Origin of the sequence: Sporomusa acidovorans (assembly GCF_900101845.1) — a bacterium.
Taxonomy (GTDB): Bacteria; Bacillota; Negativicutes; order Sporomusales; family Sporomusaceae; genus Sporomusa; species Sporomusa acidovorans.
In genome coordinates, this window is sequence record NZ_FNAM01000030.1 from 25,572 (window position 1) to 43,792 (window position 18,221).

Below are 18,221 nucleotides of genomic sequence, written 5' to 3' on the forward strand. Positions count from 1 at the left end.
AAATGAATACCAAGATATTAGGCTATCGCCGGGAAAATGGGCGAATTGGAATTCGCAATCATGTATTAATACTGCCGTTGGATGCGGTTTCCTATACGGTTTGCCGGGCGGTTTCCCATACAATCGCCGGGACGGTATCCATTTATCATCCTTATGGGAGGATGCAGTTTGGCGCTGACCTTGATTTGCATTTTAGAACCCTAATTGGTACCGGTTCCAACCCTAATGTTGCCGCCGTTATTGTTGTTGGAATTGAGCCGAACTGGACCAATAAAGTGGCGGATGGTATTGCTAAAACCGGTAAACCGGTAGCTGCTTTCTGGACGGATGGCAATGGGGATTTTAAAACCATTGAAATGGCATGCCGCAAGGCAAAAGAGTTTGTTCAATATGCCACTGCCTTAGAAAAGGTGGAAGCAGATCTTTCTGACCTGGTGATTGGCTACAAATGCGGTGAATCAGACACCACTTCCGGTCTGGCTGCAAATCCTGCCGCCGGTGTCGCCTGTGACCGGCTCATTAAAATAGGCGCTACGGTAATGTTTGGCGAAACTCCTGAAATAACCGGTGCGGAACATATTTTGGTAAAACATTTTGCAACGCCTGAGCTGGGAGAAAAGTTTTTAGCAGTTTTCAAAAACTACCTGGACCTGATTTTCTCCAAAGGCGAGGATCTATTGGGATCACAGCCTAACCAGGGAAATATCGCCGGTGGCATTAGTACGATTGAAGAAAAAGCACTGGGAAATATTCAAAAATTAGGCAAGTCACCGATTGTCGGTGTGCTGGATACCTGCGAAGAACCCAAACAAAAAGGGCTGCATTTTATGAATACGTCTTCGGCGGCTGCAGATCTAGTAACTGCTATGGCGGCCGCAGGCGCAGTCATGACCGTCTTTACTACCGGTAAGGGCAATAATGTGGGCAATCCGATTACTCCGGTTTTGAAGCTTTGCGCCAATCCTAAAGCTTGCCATTTAGCTGGGGAAAATATTGATGTAAATCTTAGTGGAATCATGAGCCGGGAGATAACTTTGGAGCAAGCCGGTGACAGAATAATTGATGCAATTGTGAGGGCTTCCCGCGGACAGTATACCGCTACAGAAGTGTTAAAACACGACGAATTTGCTTTAACCCGCCTTTTCCCGCAGTCTTAAAATAGTTTCCCACTAACACTAGCGAAAGGTGATTTGCTATGCCGACAATAGTCAGTTTACTGTCCAAGGAGAAGTTTAATTCTGCCAATCCTATTATTCCTGCAGGGTTAGATATACTGTTTCCGGAAGAATACTCCGATAATAGCATTATCAATGCCTGCCAGGGGGCGGACTGTCTTTTTTCGTCCGGATCGGCAGCTATGATCAGCTCAGTTATCTTGGAAAGGATGCCAACAATCAAAATTGTGCAAGTTATGGGCGTAGGCTTTGATCGAGTGGATATTCCCGCGAGTGTCCGTGTCGGGATTCCAGTGGCGAACGTGCCGGGAGCTAACTCGACTTCCGTGGCCGAATATGTTATCGGCTCCCTTATAGCGTTACAGCGAAGGTTGGTGGAGGCTGATGCGGAAATAAAGGCGGGAAACTTTGTGGCGTTCCGCAACAGAATACTCAGAGAAGGAATCCAAGAGATCGGGGGGAGCAAGATCGGCCTTGTCGGCTTCGGTAATATTGCGAGGCAAGTTGCTAAGATCGCATCCTTGTTGGGGGCATCCGTGAGTTACTATGCTACACACAAGCAGCCTTCTGAGGTAGAGCAGCAATATTCAGCTGAATATAAACCGCTTGATGTATTATTAGCGACAAGCGATGTAATAAGTTTGCATGTGCCGTTGACTGATAACACCCGGGGCATGATTGGCGCCAGAGAAATCGCCCTTATGCGGCGGGGAAGTATCCTGATCAATACCGCGCGGGGCGGCGTATTGGACCCAAGAGCACTTGCCGAGGCGCTGGAAGCAGGTCAGCTGGCGGGAGCTGCCATCGACACCTTTACTCCGGAACCGCCGGATCTTACTTATCCATTACTGCATCTTTCGGCAAATGCGGCAAAGCGTTTGTTGCTTACTCCCCATACGGCCGGCGTTACCCTCGGCGCTTATAAACGGATGATTGAAGGCGCCTTTGCCAATATGGCGCGAGTTATACATGGTGAAACACCGCTTCATATTGTAAATGGGATTTTTTGCCGCAATTCTGGTAATCAATCGTAATGATCAAATAAATAATTTGACAAATAGATATTATTGGAATATAATGAATTTATAATTGGAATGCCAGAATTCCGAAACACATAAATAAAGGATTTGTTACTATGTCGCCGATTCCAGCGGGAGAACAAGAACTGAATAAAATTAGTGAAAAAAACTCAGAAGTTCTGTATGGTCAAGTTGTAGAACGTATCCGTACATGGATTATGAAAGGCTATTTTAAAGAGGGAGAAGCACTTCCGTCAGAACGGGAACTGGCGCAGCTATTTAACGTAAGCCGGATGCCTGTAAGTCAAGCCCTGAAGATTTTGGAATTTTTAGGAGTTGTCCAACAGATTCGCGGTAAAGGGGTATGCGTACAACAAATCGACATTAGCCGTCTGTTAAATAATATCGGCTTTTTAGTGCTGGATCCGCAGTCGGGGTTGAAAGATCTACTCGAAGCCCGCGAAGCAATTGAGATTCAAGCTGTCCGACTTGCCGCGCGCCGCCGGACAGAAAAAGATCTGGACATTATGGAAGATGCTTTGCTGGAGATGGAAAGAAATATAACCTTAAAAAAAGATGTGACCAATGCATCAATCCGTTTTCATTCCGCGATAATCGCTGCTTCGGGCAATGATGTTATTAGCAAGATCAATGAGTTTTTGATGGCCTTGTTGCGGTTTTCACGGCAAAAATCTCTTAGAGAAGCCTCCCGGCAGGATATTGCGTTGCAGGGCCACAAACAGATTTTTCGGGCAATAAAAGAAAAAAATGAAGATACGGCTGTGCGTGTAATGATGGAGCATTTACTTGCGTTAAGTGTAGAATCTTGAGAAATATATATTTTTTTTACTTTTATTGGAATGCCAGAATTCCAATAAAAGTAAATTTGATACAGCGATTATTTTGGCGGACAGGTTCCCGCTAAAACAATCGTAGTATACATTACTCATGGGAAGGAGGTTTTTGCAAGAAGTTTTATTGAAATTCCAAGATATTATATTGCAAGAGTAAAAAAACGCAGGTAACAGCAAAAAGTACCGGTGATGTTATGCATGACATTTGTTGCAGTATAATTCCGCGGTAAATTTTTTTTGATATTGCGGAATGCCAGAATTCCACTAAGCAGCAGCCAAAGTGAGACTTTTAGCTGGAACGAATGGGCGGCAAAATTATGATGGATTATAGCAATTATCGATTGGTATTGAAATGAATCATTGAAAAACGCGATTGGTACAATTTTTATTATGTGTTACGATAACAAACGAATTACTATATAGTAGCAAAACTGCTAATAGAGAATGCAGGTACTAACCGGGTTAGTTCTCAATTATCAATCGATTGAGAACCATGTGTGTTGGAACTAAGGAGGATATTCTAAGAGTGAACTATGATATAGACCGGGTTGTAAACGAAGCTGAGTTGCTTGACAAAATGAAGAAGTATCGGTTGTTGATTTTTCTCGTCATCTCCGCCACATACTTGGTTTCTTATTTTCATCGGGCGGCGCCGGCAGTGGTAGGTCCCGAAATAATGAAAGAGTTCTCGCTGGCGCCGTCGGCATTGGGGTTTATTGGCTCTATGTATTTCTGGGCCTATGCAGCAACGGCTCTGCCGGCAGGTTTATTGGCTGATTCCTGGGGATCCCGCAAGACAATAGCGGTATTTGTTTTTCTTGCAGGTATTGGCGGTTTTGTTTTTTCCCTGGCGACGACGGTAGCGAGTATGGCCTGGGGGAGATTCATAATAGGCTTTGGTGTTGGTGTCGTATATGTGGCCGCGATGCGGATTTTGGCCGATTGGTACAAGCCTGATGAACTGGCTACCTATTCCGGTGTGCTGTTAGCTGTCGGCAATATTGGCGCTCTCATTTCCACTACCCCTTTGGTTTTACTGATGGGCGGTATAGGCTGGCGAAATTCTTTTAGTCTGGTAGCCGTATTAACAATAGCTGCCAGCGCGATTGCCTATAAGGTAATTCGGGACAAGCCTAACGAAATGGGTTTTCCGTCTTGGCAAGACATGGCTGGCTCAGAAACGCGGGAGGCCAATAAAAAAACTACTTTGTGTGAAGCAATCAAAGTTGTATTTGGCAATAGAAAATTTTATTTGCTGGGATTATTGCTGTTCTCCTTTTATGGCACATTCATGGGCGTCGGCTCTTTATGGGCCGGTCCGTACTTACAGAATATTTACGGAATTTCCAAGCAAGTTTCGGGCAACATTCTGATGATGTTTCCTCTGGGCATGGTTTTTGGTTGTCCGCTATCAGGCTATGTATCGGATAAGATTCTGAAATCCCGTAAGAAAGTGTTGCTGTGGGGATGTATCCTGCACACATTATGCTATATTCCCTTGCTGTTTTTAACAGACAGTTTGTCCATTGTATTTTTATACGTATTGTTTTTTGGGTATGGGTTTTCCGGGGGAAGTTTTGTTTCTTGCTTTGTTGGCGCCCAGGAAATTTATGAGCCGCGCTTTGCGGGGACTGCGGTAGGCGCTTTAAACATCTTTCTTTTTTCCGGCGGCGCATTTTACCAATACGTTATGGGGGCGGTTATTAATTCTTTTGTGCCGCTGGCACCGGGAGTGTATCCACTGGCAGCCTACCAAACAGCATTTGCTATTCCCGCTTGCGGACTACTGATAGGTATTATTGCTTTCATTTTTTTCAAAGAAAATCGGGCTAGATAAGTCAGGAAATGAGGCGACCTTTTTATTTACTTGTCTGTGAATAAGAAGAGGCCTTGATTCATAAAGCCTTTCGGGTTTCCGAAAGAGTACATGCAATAAGAGGGGGATATTTTATGAAAATCGTTAGTGTTGATGTCATGCAGGTCCCAAGTGGGAATTCCGGTGCGTCAAGGGGAACTTGGTGCCCGGTTATTGTACGCGTTAATACAGATGAAGGCATCAGCGGTTTCGGAGAAGTTGGTCTTGCTTATGGTAAAGGATGGCGGGCCGGTTTTGGCATGGTACAGGACTTTGCTGAGGTTATTATTGGAGAAGACCCCCTGAATATCGAAAAGATATGGGAAAAAATATTTAGAAAAACATTCTGGGGCATGGGCGGTGGAACTGTTGTCAATGCCGGTATCAGCGGTATCGATATCGCGCTGTGGGATATTAAGGGAAAAGCGTTTAATCTCCCGGTTTGGCAGCTATTAGGCGGAAAAACAAATGACAACCTCCGTACATACGCCAGCCAGCTGCAGTATAACTGGGGGCCTAACCTTACCAAAGAGGCACTCATCGAGCCGGAAGAATATGCCGAGGTTACCAGGGTTGCCATGGCGGAAGGCTACGACGCTATTAAAGTTGATCCCATTATCTTAAGTAACCAGCCGGATGGAAAAGGATCCTGGAAGATTACCGGGCCTTTAGAGAAAAAGGTAATTAAGACTGTATATGACCGGGTTGCGGCAATGCGTAAAGCCGGCGGCGATGATTTGGACATTATTATCGAGCACCATTCGAATACCGATACGGTAGCAGCGATTCAAATCGGCAAAGCGCTTGAGGATCTGCGGATATTCTATTATGAAGAACCCTGCCATCCCCTGAATCCAACATCCATGCTGGAAGTTAAAAACAATGTTAATATTCCTATCGCTTCCGGCGAAAGAATTTATACAAGATTTGGTTACAGAGAGTTCTTAGAAAATAGATCGCTGCATGTTATTCAGCCGGATATTTGCCTGTGCGGCGGTCTTACCGAAGCCAAGAAAATTTGTGATATGGCGTATACCTACGATTGCGCTGTTCAGATTCATGTGTGCGGAAGTCCTATTTCCAAGGCTGCGGCGCTGCAAATTGAAGCAGTTATTCCTAACTTCATCATTCACGAACATCACCAAAGAGCGCTAAACCCTGAAAGCCGGGCAACATGCCTCTACGATTATCAGCCTGTTAATGGTAAATACAAAGTACCTGATCGTCCCGGAATCGGTCAAGAACTGACACCGGAAGCAATCGCCAAGTCTACCATTGTAACAGTAGCCTCAGCTAAGACGTATGGTTGAGATTCAGCGAACGTGAACTTCGGATGAGTCCCTGTTAATTGCAAATCTACTTCTTTTAGGCTGAACAGCCCATTGCTTAGGTTTTCCGTTTAGTTTGGCTTCCAACAACTATGTTTTGCGTTTCCTAAGCAATGGGCTATTGTTCAGTAAAATTATTTACCTAGCAGCGGAATGTATGATGTACCTGATCTTCCTGGCATCGGTCAAGAATTGACAGAAGATACAATGAAAGCATCAATTGTGGAGAGTGTGAAATAGTACTATCTACCGGAGAGATTATGCCATTAAAGTTAAATGGATCTTGTTTAAAAATCAAATATAAACAGGGAAGGATGTAGATAGACAGATGAGTATAGAACAGATGAACATGGCAAATCCCAAGAGCGGTACCCAGTTAAAGCCTACCAACCAACGCTGGCTGGTGGCAGCCATTTTATTTCTCGCAGTTTTTTTCTCCTATCTTGACAGGGTAAATGTTTCCGTTCTCGTGGTTGATCCGGCGTTTTTAACGGCAATGGGCATCTCCGGTGCGGTGGCAAAAGGAATGCTGATGACATCATTCCTAATTGCCTATGGTGTCGGTAATGTAATCCTCAGCCCCTTAGGCGATATTTTCGGGCCTCGGAAGGCGATGGCAGCTTGTATTGGTATTTGGATTATTTCAATGGTGATCGGGGGCCTGGCGCCGACCTACGCAATCATTACCATCTCGCGGGTGCTGCTTGGCTTAGGCGAGGCTATGCACTTTCCGATGCAGAGTAAATTTGTAAAACAGTGGTTTCCCCCGCAGGAACGGGGAAAAGCCAATGCCGTATGGCAGACCGGCATGGCCGTAGCACCGGCTATTGCAATGCCGTTCTTTACCTGGATTATTCATTTTTCCGGCTGGCGTATGAGTTTTTTTGTTCTTGCTGCGCTAAGTCTTATTCCCTTAATGATGGTATGGTGGTATACGGCCGACTATCCGCGCCAAAGTAAACGCGCGAATCAACTAGAAAAAGACTACATCGAGGCTGGTCAAGCCAGGGAAGCTGACGCAGCAGAAAAAAATACGGGCGAAGAAAAGCAGGGCATTGTTGCCGCCTTCAAATCATTCGCTGATAATCGTAATTTTTGGCTGTTGACTTTTTTCTATATGATGCATGTTTCCATCTACTTCGGCACACTGACCTGGCTGCCAAGCTATTTGAAAGAGGCCAGAGGATTCTCGTGGGCGGCTATGGGGATTTTGTCGTCGCTGCCTTTTGTCCTCGCGGTCGGGACAAAAATTTTATCCGGCTATCTTGCCGATAAACTGCCACGCAGATCATTGATCCTAATCTTTGAAATGGTCGGAGTCGGCGTGGGTGTCTTTTTCGCGGCCTATGTCGCCGACAACAATATCGCCGCCGCGTTTATGGTTCTAGGCGTAGGGGCTGTTGGCCTGGGAGGTCCTGCTGCCTGGACGGTGATGCAAAGCGTCGTTCCCAGTAAGGGGGTTGCCTCTGCGGCCGGTTTAATGAATGGACTATCGAATGGGGTTTCGGCGTTAGCGCCGGTGGCTATCGGCGGCTTGATTGCTTTTACCGGCACGTATGCAGGCGGATTGTCTTATATTATTGGTTGTAGTGTTGTGGGATGCATTATGGCAATTATCTTGTACTTAAAGAAAATATAGCAACCATTTTTCAGTATTAGTGTATGGGCTCGCTACGGAACTGGCAGCGGGCGGAGTAAACTGTAAGAAATGTAGTTGATTTGCTAGGCAAATTGACTGCATTTCTTGTGTTTGCGATAACGGCTGATTAAGTAATATCTATAAGCAATGTGATTGAGGGGAAGAAAATTTGACTGAAGACAGTAAGAAAAAGCGGATACTGTGGATCCTGTGCCTTTGTGAAATTGGCGCGATGCTGATCTGCTATAACCTGGCAGCTGTAATTCCTATCTTGCGTACAGAATGGTCAATATCCAACGATCAGGCCGGAGCGCTATTATCCGTTTTCCAATTAGGCTATGTCATCGCTGCCATATTTACCGGCTGGCTGGCAGACAAATATGGCGGTCGTTTGATTTTTGCCCTCAGTGCGATTGAGACCGGGTTAGCGGGACTTGGATTTATCTTATTTGCCGATAATTACCAATCGGCGCTTTGGTGGCGGGCATTAGCCGGATTGGGGCAAGGCGGGCTCTATATACCGGGAATACGAATTCTTAGCTCATGGTATTCAAGGCAGGAGCGGGGACGAATTATTGGAATTTTTACCTGCGCCAATGTATTTGCCTATGCGGGTGCCTACTATCTGGCTTCCGCCTTATCGGTAGCGTATTCGTGGCAAACAGGGCTGTTCTGGACAACGATATGGGCTTTTCCGGCAGCCTTAGCGGTATTCTTTCTAGTACACGAAAAAAAGACAATTTCCGCTGCGACGCCATTGGCTACAGCAGAAAAAAAACCTTCTTTTACACTAGCCAGCAAGGCTTTTTGGTTAATTATAGTGGGCTATGTGGGTCATATGTGGGAATTGTATGCTTTCTGGGGCTGGCTTGGGGCCTACGTTACCTACGCCTTCACGTCTCATGGCTATGATACATCTGTTGCTTTACGTTACGGCGGGACGATCGCAGCTGTTTGTACGGCAATGGGAGGGATTTCTCCCGGACTGGGAGGCTGGGTATCCGATAAATACGGACGTTGTCTTTCCGCCACAACACTTATGCTCATAAGCGGCTGCTGTGCATTGCTTTTCGGATGGTTAGCCGACCTTTCCCTGTGGCTGTTGATTATAGTAGGTTTGGTCTATGGGTTCTTTATTGTAGCTGATTCGGCTATATTCAAAGCGGGCCTTACTGAGCTAGTGCCAGCCCATGCTATGGGCTCAGCCTTAGGGGTGCAGTCTGTATTAGGTTTTGGCATTACGGTAATTACGCCGCGCTTATTTGGAATGATCGTAGATAATTACAGCTGGGGGTGGGCGTTTTCTTTTTTGGCGATAGGGCCTTTTTTAGGCATTATTTGTATGCTGCTGCTGCGTGGTCAGCCGGAAGCCTGGCGCATGGCTAGTGGCAAAAGATAAAAAGGGGGATTTTTATGACAAAGTTGGAAAATTCATCAGGGGATTGGCGCTATTTGGATCAGATTCCCTGGAAAGATCATTTAACTGCCGCCGGGGTAAAAATTAAACCTTATATTTCTCAAAAAGAGCATGATCTAGATGTTACCTGCATGTTGGTCAAGGTGCCAGTGGGGATGGAAGTGGCGGAACATATTCATCCGCAGCAAGACGACATTCTTTTCCCCTTGTCGGGAAAAGCTGTCATGTGGATTGACGGTGTAGGCGATTTTCCATTAATTCCTGGTGTGGCGGTTAGAGTACCCAAAGGAGTACGGCACAAAATTTATGACGTTAAGGAAGAATTGTTGATTCATGACGTGTTTTTTCCGGCACTGATTTAGTGCATCTGAATGGAAAATGGCATTACAACTTGAGAATTTTTTTATGAAAGGGAGAAATATGAGCGATAATCAAGAGATGTTAGATAAATTTGCGGCAGTATTGCCGTTGATTCACAGAGCTTTTGACGGTGAAATAGGGATTGCTCTTACAGATACCGAAAAATTTCTTATGTATCATCCGGCGAAAGATCTTGTTTTTCCAACTAAGCTCAACACTCCTCCGTTCCGTGACGGTTCTGCAGTAGCTATACTCATGCGTAAAAAAATTCCTTACCTAAAAATGAATATGGATAGCCAATTACACGGGTTTCCCTACAGAGTAATGGTGGTGGCTATTCATAACGATCATGAAGAAACAATTGGGGCGATAGTCATTTCTCAGTCGCTGGATCAGCAGGCAACCTTAAAAAATATGGCGGGCGACTTGCTAAATCATATAAGCACATTAGCTAGTACATCGGAAGAGATTACCGCACAATCCGAGGAGATAGCCGGTATTACCCGGGTACTGGCTGAGGCAGCGAAAGAATCGCAACAACAGGTTTTAGAGACTAATAACGTGCTTGGTTTTATCAAAGATATTGCTAATCAGACAAATTTGCTGGGACTTAACGCTGCTATTGAAGCCGCCAGAGTTGGTGAGCAGGGACGTGGCTTTGGTGTTGTAGCTGAAGAAATACGTAAATTGGCAACCAACAGTACGGAATCCATTGCGAAAATTACTGCTATCTTAAGCGGAATTCAATCCGGTAGTACGTCTACCTATAGCCAAATCATCCATGTGGAAGAAGGCATCTCCCAGGTTACTGATGCGATTGCTCATATGGCAGGTGCGATGCAGGAATTGCGGGCAATGGCACATTTGCTTGATGCGAAGGCTGAAGAATTCTAATGAGATACTGCATAAGTGGGCTAAATCTCCGGAGTTTTCATTACCCTGGATTTGGTGATTGCTATCAGGGATGCTCTAGTCAGTTGCTGGATTGGCGGCGGATTTTGTATGCTGATCTTAACGTTGCAAAAGTAGTAGTCATTAATGAAAGTAAGAATAGTAGTCGACAGTGTACCGATTAGTCTGTGTAATGCCACAGGCGGGACGAAATTATTCCCGCCTTTCCTTCATGGTTGTGAGGACTAAAGGAAATCAGCAATAAAGAATGATATTAGTAATAAGATGCTTTGTTTTCTGAAGGGACGGGTGAAATTTTGAAACGTAAATTAATGACATTATTGGTTTTAATCGGTATTGTTCCACTATGCTTTTTGTCATTCTTCGCTTATTGGCAAATTAGCACTGCGATGCAAGACGAATATAAGAGTGCCGGGATTTCTAAGGTTGGCGGCCTGCGGCTGGAAGTGGATTCCTTGCTCCAGCGGAATATGTACGGGCTTAAAACTATTGCTAACTCCGGCAGCGCAAAAAATATGGATATCGTTGCCGGCAAGGAAGTTTTGGTTAATGCGGCAGCAGTCTATACGGACATTTCGCCCATTGCCATCGTTAACGGGCAAGGAATGCATATTGTCAGAAATGATAACAACCGGTTGCCGGATGTATCCAAAAGGCCCTATTTTAAGGAAGTTATGCAAGGGGCTGACGATGTGGTTTCCGATGTTTTAATCGGACAAACCAACGGACATCCGATGGTGATTTTGGCGACACCTGTAAAGAATCAATCAGGTTCGGTAATCGGCGCTATCCAGGGATCATTGGATTTGACCACTTTGAGCGGGTTTATTGCTGAGCGATCAAAAGAGGGAGATACGGCCTATATTGTGGACAGAGAAGGAAAAATTCTCGCCCATCCTGATAGCGCGGTTGTCGACGAACGCAAAGATGTAAATCAGCTTAGTTATGTACAACAGGTTTTAAACGGTCAGGAAGGGACCATGGATATAACAGGCAGTAACGGTGAAAAGCGATTGGTTAGTTATGCCCGGGATCCCTATACCGGTTGGGGAATTTGCATTGAACAGTCTTACGACCGATATCGGGCAGAGGTACGTAAGTTGATCATAACAGACACAATCATACTGATTATGACAATTATTATTGTGGTCGCTGTTGGCTATTTCTTTGCCAGGAAAACGGTGAAGCCTATTTTGAGTTTAGTTGAGGTTACCAATGAAGTGAAGAATGGCAATCTTATTATAAAAGTTAACAAAAACTCCAATGATGAGATCGGATTGTTGGCAGAAAACTTTGGCGCTATGCTGGAAAGCTTGCGTTTATTAGTTCAGAAAGTGTCTGTTTCCTCGGAGCAGGTTACAGCATCCAGCCAACAGCTGACGGCTACTTCAGAGCAGTCGGCTCAAGCAGCAGGCAGTATCGCCGATGCCGTTACCCATATTGCGGAAGAAACTACAAAACAAAGCGATATTGTCGATGGAATGAATACATTGGTCAAAGAAATTTCCGGAGACATTGACACGGCAGCAGCCAACGCACGCCAGGCGGCCGAAGCGGCAGAGCAGTCGGCGGAAACAGCGGCGCAAGGGGAAAAACAAATTAATTTGGCCGTAAATCAAATGGAAAATATTGAAAAAACCGTCGCCTGTTCCGCTACTGCAGTTGCCGAGTTAGGTAAGCAGTCTCAGGCGATCGGCCAGATTGTAAGTACGATTACAACATTGGCGAACCAGACCAATCTTTTGGCTCTAAATGCGGCAATCGAGGCTGCACGTGCCGGCGAAGCAGGCAAAGGCTTTGCGGTTGTGGCGGAGGAAGTACGGAAATTAGCTGAGCAATCGGGAGATGCCGCCAAACAAGTCAGTGAAATCATTTCAACCATTCAGATTGAAACAGATAAAGCTGTTAAAACTATGGAATCCGGGTCCGGCGAGGTGCAAAGCGGTGTAGCGGTTATCAAGACTACGGGGGAAGCCTTCCACGATATTGTTGTCCTTGTAAACAAAGTATCAGAACAAGTGACGCAAAGCTGTCAGCTTTTGGAAGGCATTGCTGCCGGTAGCAGCAAACTCATGGAAGCAAATCAAAAAGTTGAGGATATAACCAAGACGACTGCCGCTCAGAGCGAAACAATTTCCGCTTCTACCCAGCAACAGTCGGCATCGGTGGAAGAAATTGCCGCCTCCAGCCAGGAACTTGCCCGTATGGCCGAAGAGTTATCCAGACTTGTGAACCATTTTACCTATAAATAAAATTCAGTCTACTATTTTTAGTTTTTGGGAGACAGGTTATCCGCTTACTAATTAATTTCATTCCTTTTTTAAATGTCATCTAACTTGCTCATGGCGGATGAGAGATGTAGAAAGAAGTGATTCATAAACATCTCTCATCCGCTTCCTAGTTTTGTATTTTGGAGGTCGTAGAACATGTATCAGATTACCAGGAGAAATTTTTTAAAACTATCAGGCGCATTAGCCGGTACTGCGTTTATAGCGAGCCCAACCGGATATTTTTCCTTTAAGTCAAGGGCTGCGGCTGCCCCGGTGGACGATGAAACCCATATTGTGCCGGTTGTTTGCAACCATAATTGCGGCGGTCGCTGTCAACTCAAAGCTTATGTACGGAATGGCAAAATCATCAGACTTATTACCGATGATTCACCGGATACGGAAAAGATGCCCCAACTACGGGCTTGTCTTAGGGGGCGTTCTACTGCCAACCGATTATACCATCCTAACCGGCTCAAATACCCAATGAAGCGTGTAGGTAAGCGGGGGGAAGGCAAATTCGAGCGTATTTCCTGGGATGAGGCTACCAGCCTTATTGCTCAAAACCTGAGGGAGGTACTCGATAAATATGGAAATCATGCCGTGTATATACAATATGGCACAGGTGACCGGGGAGCTGTTTCCGGCCGGTTTAGTGCCTTCCGGTTGATGAATTTGCTGGGAGGCTATTTAAGTTATTATAATAGCTACAGTTCTGCCTGTGCTAACTATGCTGCTCCTTATATACTGGGCAAAGAGCTTGATAACAACGGCTACGATACCTTAGTGTACTCCAAGTTGATTATTTTAAACGGTTTTAACCCGGCCGAAACTGTTTTTGAAACGAACTCCAACTATTGGCTGGCAAAGGCCAAAGCAGCGGGTGCAAAGATCATTGTCATTGATCCGCGCTATTCGGAGACAGCCGCAACTTTTGCCGATCAATGGATTCCCATAAAGCCCACCACCGACACAGCTCTTTTTGTGGCGATGGCCTACGTTATCATTCAGGAAAATCTCCAGGATCAAGCTTTCTTGGATAACTATTGCCTGGGCTTTGATGAAGCTCATATGCCGGAAGGGGTTCCTGCAGGCAATTCTTTTAACAGTTATGTTTTGGGTGTGGGGGACGGTCAGCCGAAAACCCCTGAATGGGCTGAGGCAATTACCGGCATAGGCGCCTTAACTATTCGTCAACTGGCACGTGATTATGCCACAATCAAGCCCGCCCAACTGATGCAGGGGCTTGGGCCGCAGCGTCATGCTCAGGGGGAGCTATCAGTACGGATGGGTGCGGTTTTGGCAGCTATGACCGGAAATATCGGCAAGTTGGGCGGTGGCAGCGGCACCGGCGAAGGCGGCAGAAAGAACAGTTTAAAAATTAAAACGACCTTACCTGTTGGCACCAATCCTGTCAAAGCATCTATTCCGGTGTTCCTGTGGACGGATGCTGTTGTGCGGGGTACAGAAATGACGGCGGCTGACGGGGTAAAAAATGGTCCCCTCACAAGCAATATAAAATTTATCTGGAATATGGCCAGCAATACATTAATAAACCAGCATTCAGATATTAATAAAACAATTAAAATCCTGCAAGATGAGAATTTAATACAGTTTATTGTAGCCTCCGACCATTTTATTACCCCCAGCCTCAAGTTTGCAGATGTCATTTTGCCCTCCGATCACGCCTTTGAACGGGATGATCTTGGCTATCCCTGGTCTGGCGACCAGTATGTAGTCTTGGGCAGCAAAGCCGTAGAAGCACCGGGTGAGTGTAAGCGTGATTATTGGTGGATTAGTCAGGTAGCGGATAAGATGGGGATAGGAGTTCGCTTTACCGAAGGAAAAAGTGATGTAGACTGGTTAAAGCAAATTGTGGCTGACGCCCAGAAGAGTGAGCCGGGTTTTCCTAGTTGGGAAGAACTAAAACAAGCCGGCTGTTTTAAAAAAGAAGCCAACCTCCATGTAGCTTATGCCAAACAAATCAGTGATTCGGAAAAATATCCCTTTAAAACTCCTTCAGGAAAGATTGAGATCTTCTCTAAGACTCTGTTTGCTATGAATCATCCGGAAATTCCCGGTGTGCCTAAATATATTGCCGCCTGGGAAGGGCCTTCCGATCCATTGATTGAAAAATTTCCGCTGCAATGCATTGGCCCTCATATTAAACGGCGGACGCATTCTATTTTTGACGAAACGCCCTGGCTGGAAGAAGCCGAGGGCCAGACTATGTGGATGCATCCCGATGACGCCGCTGTCAGGGGCATCAGTAATGGAAGCAAAGTCAAGGTCTTTAATGATCGTGGTGCCCTTATTATTCCTGTCCAGCTTACGCAACGCATTCGTCCGGGAGTTGTTGCCATTCCGCAAGGTGCTTGGTACACCCCGGACGCAGCAGGCGTTTGCCAACGTGGATGTATCAATATTCTGACCAGCCAGCGGCCCACTCCCTTAGCCCATGGCAACGCCCAGCATACTTTATTGGTTCAGGTAACCAAGCTGTAAGGAAAGGAGAATTTGTGATGAATAGTAATCAATTGGCATTTTTCGTCGATACCACCAAATGCATTAATTGCAAAACCTGTGAAATTGCCTGCAAGGATATTAATCAAGCAGCTCAAGGTCAGCGGTTAAGAAAAGTCCGCACCATCGAAGGCGGCGATTTCCCCAAAGTTTATGTATATAATATTTCCATGTCCTGCAACCATTGTGAAGACCCGGCCTGCGTCAAAGTTTGTCCGGCCAAGGCCTATACGAAAAGAGCGGAAGACGGTCTCGTAATTCATAATCCTGAGCGGTGCATTGGCTGTAAATATTGTACATGGGCTTGTCCTTATGGCGCACCGCAGTTTAGTGCCGTTAGCGGTAAAGTGAAAAAATGTAATATGTGTTTGGAAAACGTAAAAGACGGTGAACAGCCCGCCTGTGTAGCAGCCTGCCCTATGCGGGCTATTGAAATGGGAAAACTCTCTGATTTTGTTAGTCGCCCTGGTGCTACGATTGCCATCCGTCATATTCCCTCGCCGGATCTTACTAAACCATCTTCCCGTTATAAGGTAAAACCGGAAGCCATGAAGGGAGGAAACCTATAATGGAGTGGTCCTTGATACTATTTACTACTGCGTTGCAACTGGCTTGTGGTTTAAGTCTGGCTACAATATGGCTAAAATATAAAACCATCTCTAATTCCTATACTAGAATTGCCGCTATGGCCGTTTTTCCTATAGCAGTCTGTGGCATGTTAGTTGCTATGTTTCATTTAGGTAAACCGGCTAATGGCGTCTATGCATTGATGAATATCGGCACGTCCTGGCTGAGTAGGGAAAATCTATTAAGCAGTGCCTTTGCCGGTGCTGCTTGCTTATACAGTTTTACCTGGTGGAAGCACAAGGAGAGTTATCAGACGCTGTTGGGGGTACTCACCAGCCTTCTTGGTGTTTGTGCTGTTGCCGCCAGTGCCATGGTGTACCAGATTCCCACGCAAATAATATGGAATTCTGGTTGGGTGCTGCTGTCCTTTTTTGCTACTACTCTATTATTTAGCTCTTTTGCGGTATTTTTTCTCAGTGCCTCAACCGGTAAACAACCTGTAGCTAAAAGTTCATTGTTTATTATGGGAATATGCGGGATTGCTCTGCTTATTTCCGTATTGTGGATGATGTCAATACTGGGTCAGGCAACTGGAGATCCGTATTTAACAGCAAAACTTCAGTATGTTTATAAAATAGTGACCGGCGAATATTTACCATGGCTTTTGGTTTATATGCTCTTTGCCTGTTTACTGCCTATCGGCCTGATGCTTACGTATTGGTCAGGAGAGAAGGCAAATAACGTGAATTTCCGGTTTGGTCTTGTCAGCTTTGTTTTTATCTTGCTGGGGTCGCTTGCCGGACGATCCTTGTTGTATATAGTGGGGCCGGACAATTTTTTGCCATTTTAGTATGAATTCCCCTGAAGGCAAATTTCCTTTTTATTGCTTTATTGCGCCATAGCATGAATCAGCTCCCAGTGTTCGTGTGATACAGGCATAACGGAAAGCCGTGGCTGTCGTACAAGTTCCCAATGGTAGAAAGCAGCTGTTGCTTTTATTTCTTTTAAGGTTACGGGTCTGCCCAACAGATAGCGGGGTTCAACGTCTACAACAATAAAACGCCTGTCTGTGGCAGCCGGGTCGGGGTAGGGGACAGAGACAATTTCCGCTACGCCGACGATGGCCTTTTCCCTGCCGGTGTGGTAAATAAAAATGAAATCGCCGGGTTTCATACTTTTCATATGTTTTAGGGCAACAAAGTTTTTTACACCGTTCCAACGGTCTCTCCCCAATCGTTGCAGGTCCGCATAGCTAAAACTCTCCGGTTCGGTTTTTGCAAGCCAGTAAGCCATAGTGTCACTCTCCTAGCTAATCAAAATATTCAAAATACTGATAAGGGTATTTTTACAAAGAAAAATAACAATTATACGCAGCACAAACTCTCTAAGAAATCGCAGCATATACCATTTACATAATTAATTTAAAATAAAAGTAGCTAATTATCAATAACAAATGAAGAGAAGAGGATATATCATGACAAGTAACTGCAAAGATATCGAAAGTTTAAGTTGCACAGATTGCAGTGTGTATAAATGCAAAACGAAAAGTAAACAGTTTCCGGCTTTTTGTTTGACGATGAAAGATGTTGACGGCCATCCGATTGCTGACGATATTGAGGAAATTAAGCAACAGTTACAGGGCGACAATCAGGACGCAATTCTTGCCAGGGCATCAGCCCAGGTGGAAGGGCTTTTTTACGGAAAACTGACCCGGGTAGGGGAAATTATCGAGTTTGCTAAGCGGATAGGTGCTAAAAAAATAGGTATTGCCACCTGTGCCGGCTTGATTGAAGAAGCTAAAATTTTTGCCGATATTTTATCGGCCCAGGGGTTTGAGTATTATAGTGCAATTTGCAAAGTGGGCGCAGTCGACAAAACGGAAATTGGCATCGCGGAAGCAGAAAAAGTACAGCCGGGAAGCCATGAATCAATGTGCAACCCAATTCTGCAGGCAAAAGTGTTGAATTACCAGCAAACAGATTTGAATGTGACCATTGGTTTGTGCGTAGGCCATGATTCACTCTTTGTCAAATATTCCGAGGCCCCTATCACCACCCTTGTTACCAAAGACCGAGTGACCGGGCACAATCCGGTAGCGGCTTTGTATACGGCTCATTCCTACTACAAAAAGTTGCTGCAGAAAAAAGAGTAAATTTAGTCGCGATAAACACTTCCTCCATCTTAGAGATAGTAGTAAGATAATATCATCTAAGGTGGAGATTTTATTTTGGCCTTAGTGCGCTCCTAAATAAAATCATCACTACGGCATAAGGTCTAATCAACTATCGTTGTAATGGATAAAAGG

16 protein-coding genes are annotated in these 18,221 nt (G+C 45.3%); 14 read left to right on the plus strand and 2 right to left on the minus strand.

Annotation, left to right across the window (positions count from 1 at the left end; all coding sequences use genetic code 11):
• Positions 1-2 precede the first annotated feature (2 nt).
• The 9 genes from BLR65_RS18625 (at position 3) to BLR65_RS31475 (ending at position 10,541) form a co-directional block, all read left to right on the plus strand.
• The gene (locus BLR65_RS18625) at positions 3-1,157 is read left to right on the plus strand and encodes a UxaA family hydrolase (protein ID WP_093795685.1); all 1,155 of its coding nucleotides are present in this window, start codon (positions 3-5) and stop codon (positions 1,155-1,157) included.
• 38 nt (positions 1,158-1,195) lie between these two features.
• Positions 1,196-2,209 carry a 2-hydroxyacid dehydrogenase gene (locus tag BLR65_RS18630; protein ID WP_093795686.1) on the plus strand — a complete coding sequence of 338 codons (1,014 nt, stop codon included), beginning with the start codon at positions 1,196-1,198 and terminating at the stop codon, positions 2,207-2,209.
• 101 nt (positions 2,210-2,310) lie between these two features.
• Positions 2,311-3,024 carry a FadR/GntR family transcriptional regulator gene (locus tag BLR65_RS18635; RefSeq protein ID WP_093795687.1) on the plus strand — a complete coding sequence of 238 codons (714 nt, stop codon included), beginning with the start codon at positions 2,311-2,313 and terminating at the stop codon, positions 3,022-3,024.
• 550 nt (positions 3,025-3,574) lie between these two features.
• Entirely contained in the window at positions 3,575-4,885 is a 1,311-nt protein-coding gene (locus BLR65_RS18640; protein WP_169716675.1) for an MFS transporter, read from the plus strand.
• Positions 4,886-4,998: 113 nt separating this feature from the next.
• Positions 4,999-6,213, plus strand: coding sequence for a mandelate racemase/muconate lactonizing enzyme family protein (locus tag BLR65_RS18645; protein WP_093795689.1), 1,215 nt, complete (start codon positions 4,999-5,001; stop codon positions 6,211-6,213).
• A gap of 346 nt (positions 6,214-6,559) precedes the next feature.
• Positions 6,560-7,870 (plus strand): MFS transporter, encoded by a 1,311-nt coding sequence (locus BLR65_RS18650; RefSeq protein ID WP_245692912.1) that lies wholly within the window; start codon positions 6,560-6,562, stop codon positions 7,868-7,870.
• Between the two features lie 169 nt (positions 7,871-8,039).
• Positions 8,040-9,269 (plus strand): MFS transporter, encoded by a 1,230-nt coding sequence (locus BLR65_RS18655; protein ID WP_093795690.1) that lies wholly within the window; start codon positions 8,040-8,042, stop codon positions 9,267-9,269.
• 14 nt (positions 9,270-9,283) lie between these two features.
• Complete coding sequence (locus BLR65_RS18660) at positions 9,284-9,649, plus strand: cupin domain-containing protein (RefSeq protein ID WP_093795691.1); 366 nt, start codon at positions 9,284-9,286, stop codon at positions 9,647-9,649.
• Between the two features lie 58 nt (positions 9,650-9,707).
• Positions 9,708-10,541: a methyl-accepting chemotaxis protein gene (locus tag BLR65_RS31475; RefSeq protein ID WP_281241554.1), complete on the plus strand. Its 834-nt coding sequence runs from the start codon at positions 9,708-9,710 to the stop codon at positions 10,539-10,541.
• Positions 10,542-10,561: 20 nt separating this feature from the next.
• Here BLR65_RS31475 and BLR65_RS29900 read toward each other — a convergent pair whose 3' ends face one another.
• Positions 10,562-10,738: a hypothetical protein gene (locus BLR65_RS29900; protein WP_176772765.1), complete on the minus strand. Its 177-nt coding sequence runs from the start codon at positions 10,736-10,738 to the stop codon at positions 10,562-10,564.
• Positions 10,739-10,855: 117 nt separating this feature from the next.
• On the opposite strand from BLR65_RS29900, the gene BLR65_RS18670 reads away from it, so the two are divergent.
• From BLR65_RS18670 to BLR65_RS18685, 4 genes are all read left to right on the plus strand, one after another.
• A complete protein-coding gene (locus tag BLR65_RS18670; protein WP_093795692.1) occupies positions 10,856-12,811 on the plus strand; it encodes a methyl-accepting chemotaxis protein in 1,956 nt (651 codons plus the stop codon).
• A gap of 174 nt (positions 12,812-12,985) precedes the next feature.
• Positions 12,986-15,331 carry a DMSO/selenate family reductase complex A subunit gene (locus BLR65_RS18675; protein WP_093795693.1) on the plus strand — a complete coding sequence of 782 codons (2,346 nt, stop codon included), beginning with the start codon at positions 12,986-12,988 and terminating at the stop codon, positions 15,329-15,331.
• Between the two features lie 17 nt (positions 15,332-15,348).
• A complete protein-coding gene (locus BLR65_RS18680) occupies positions 15,349-15,918 on the plus strand; it encodes a 4Fe-4S dicluster domain-containing protein (protein ID WP_093795694.1) in 570 nt (189 codons plus the stop codon).
• Positions 15,918-16,766 (plus strand): dimethyl sulfoxide reductase anchor subunit family protein, encoded by an 849-nt coding sequence (locus BLR65_RS18685; protein WP_093795695.1) that lies wholly within the window; start codon positions 15,918-15,920, stop codon positions 16,764-16,766. The genes BLR65_RS18680 and BLR65_RS18685 overlap by 1 nt, the downstream gene beginning before the upstream one ends.
• Before the next feature lie 38 nt (positions 16,767-16,804).
• On the opposite strand, the gene BLR65_RS18690 is transcribed toward BLR65_RS18685, so the two are convergent.
• Positions 16,805-17,209: an EVE domain-containing protein gene (locus tag BLR65_RS18690; RefSeq protein ID WP_093795696.1), complete on the minus strand. Its 405-nt coding sequence runs from the start codon at positions 17,207-17,209 to the stop codon at positions 16,805-16,807.
• A gap of 181 nt (positions 17,210-17,390) precedes the next feature.
• On the opposite strand from BLR65_RS18690, the gene BLR65_RS18695 reads away from it, so the two are divergent.
• Positions 17,391-18,068 (plus strand): DUF1847 domain-containing protein, encoded by a 678-nt coding sequence (locus BLR65_RS18695; RefSeq protein ID WP_093795697.1) that lies wholly within the window; start codon positions 17,391-17,393, stop codon positions 18,066-18,068.
• Positions 18,069-18,221: the final 153 nt, after the last annotated feature.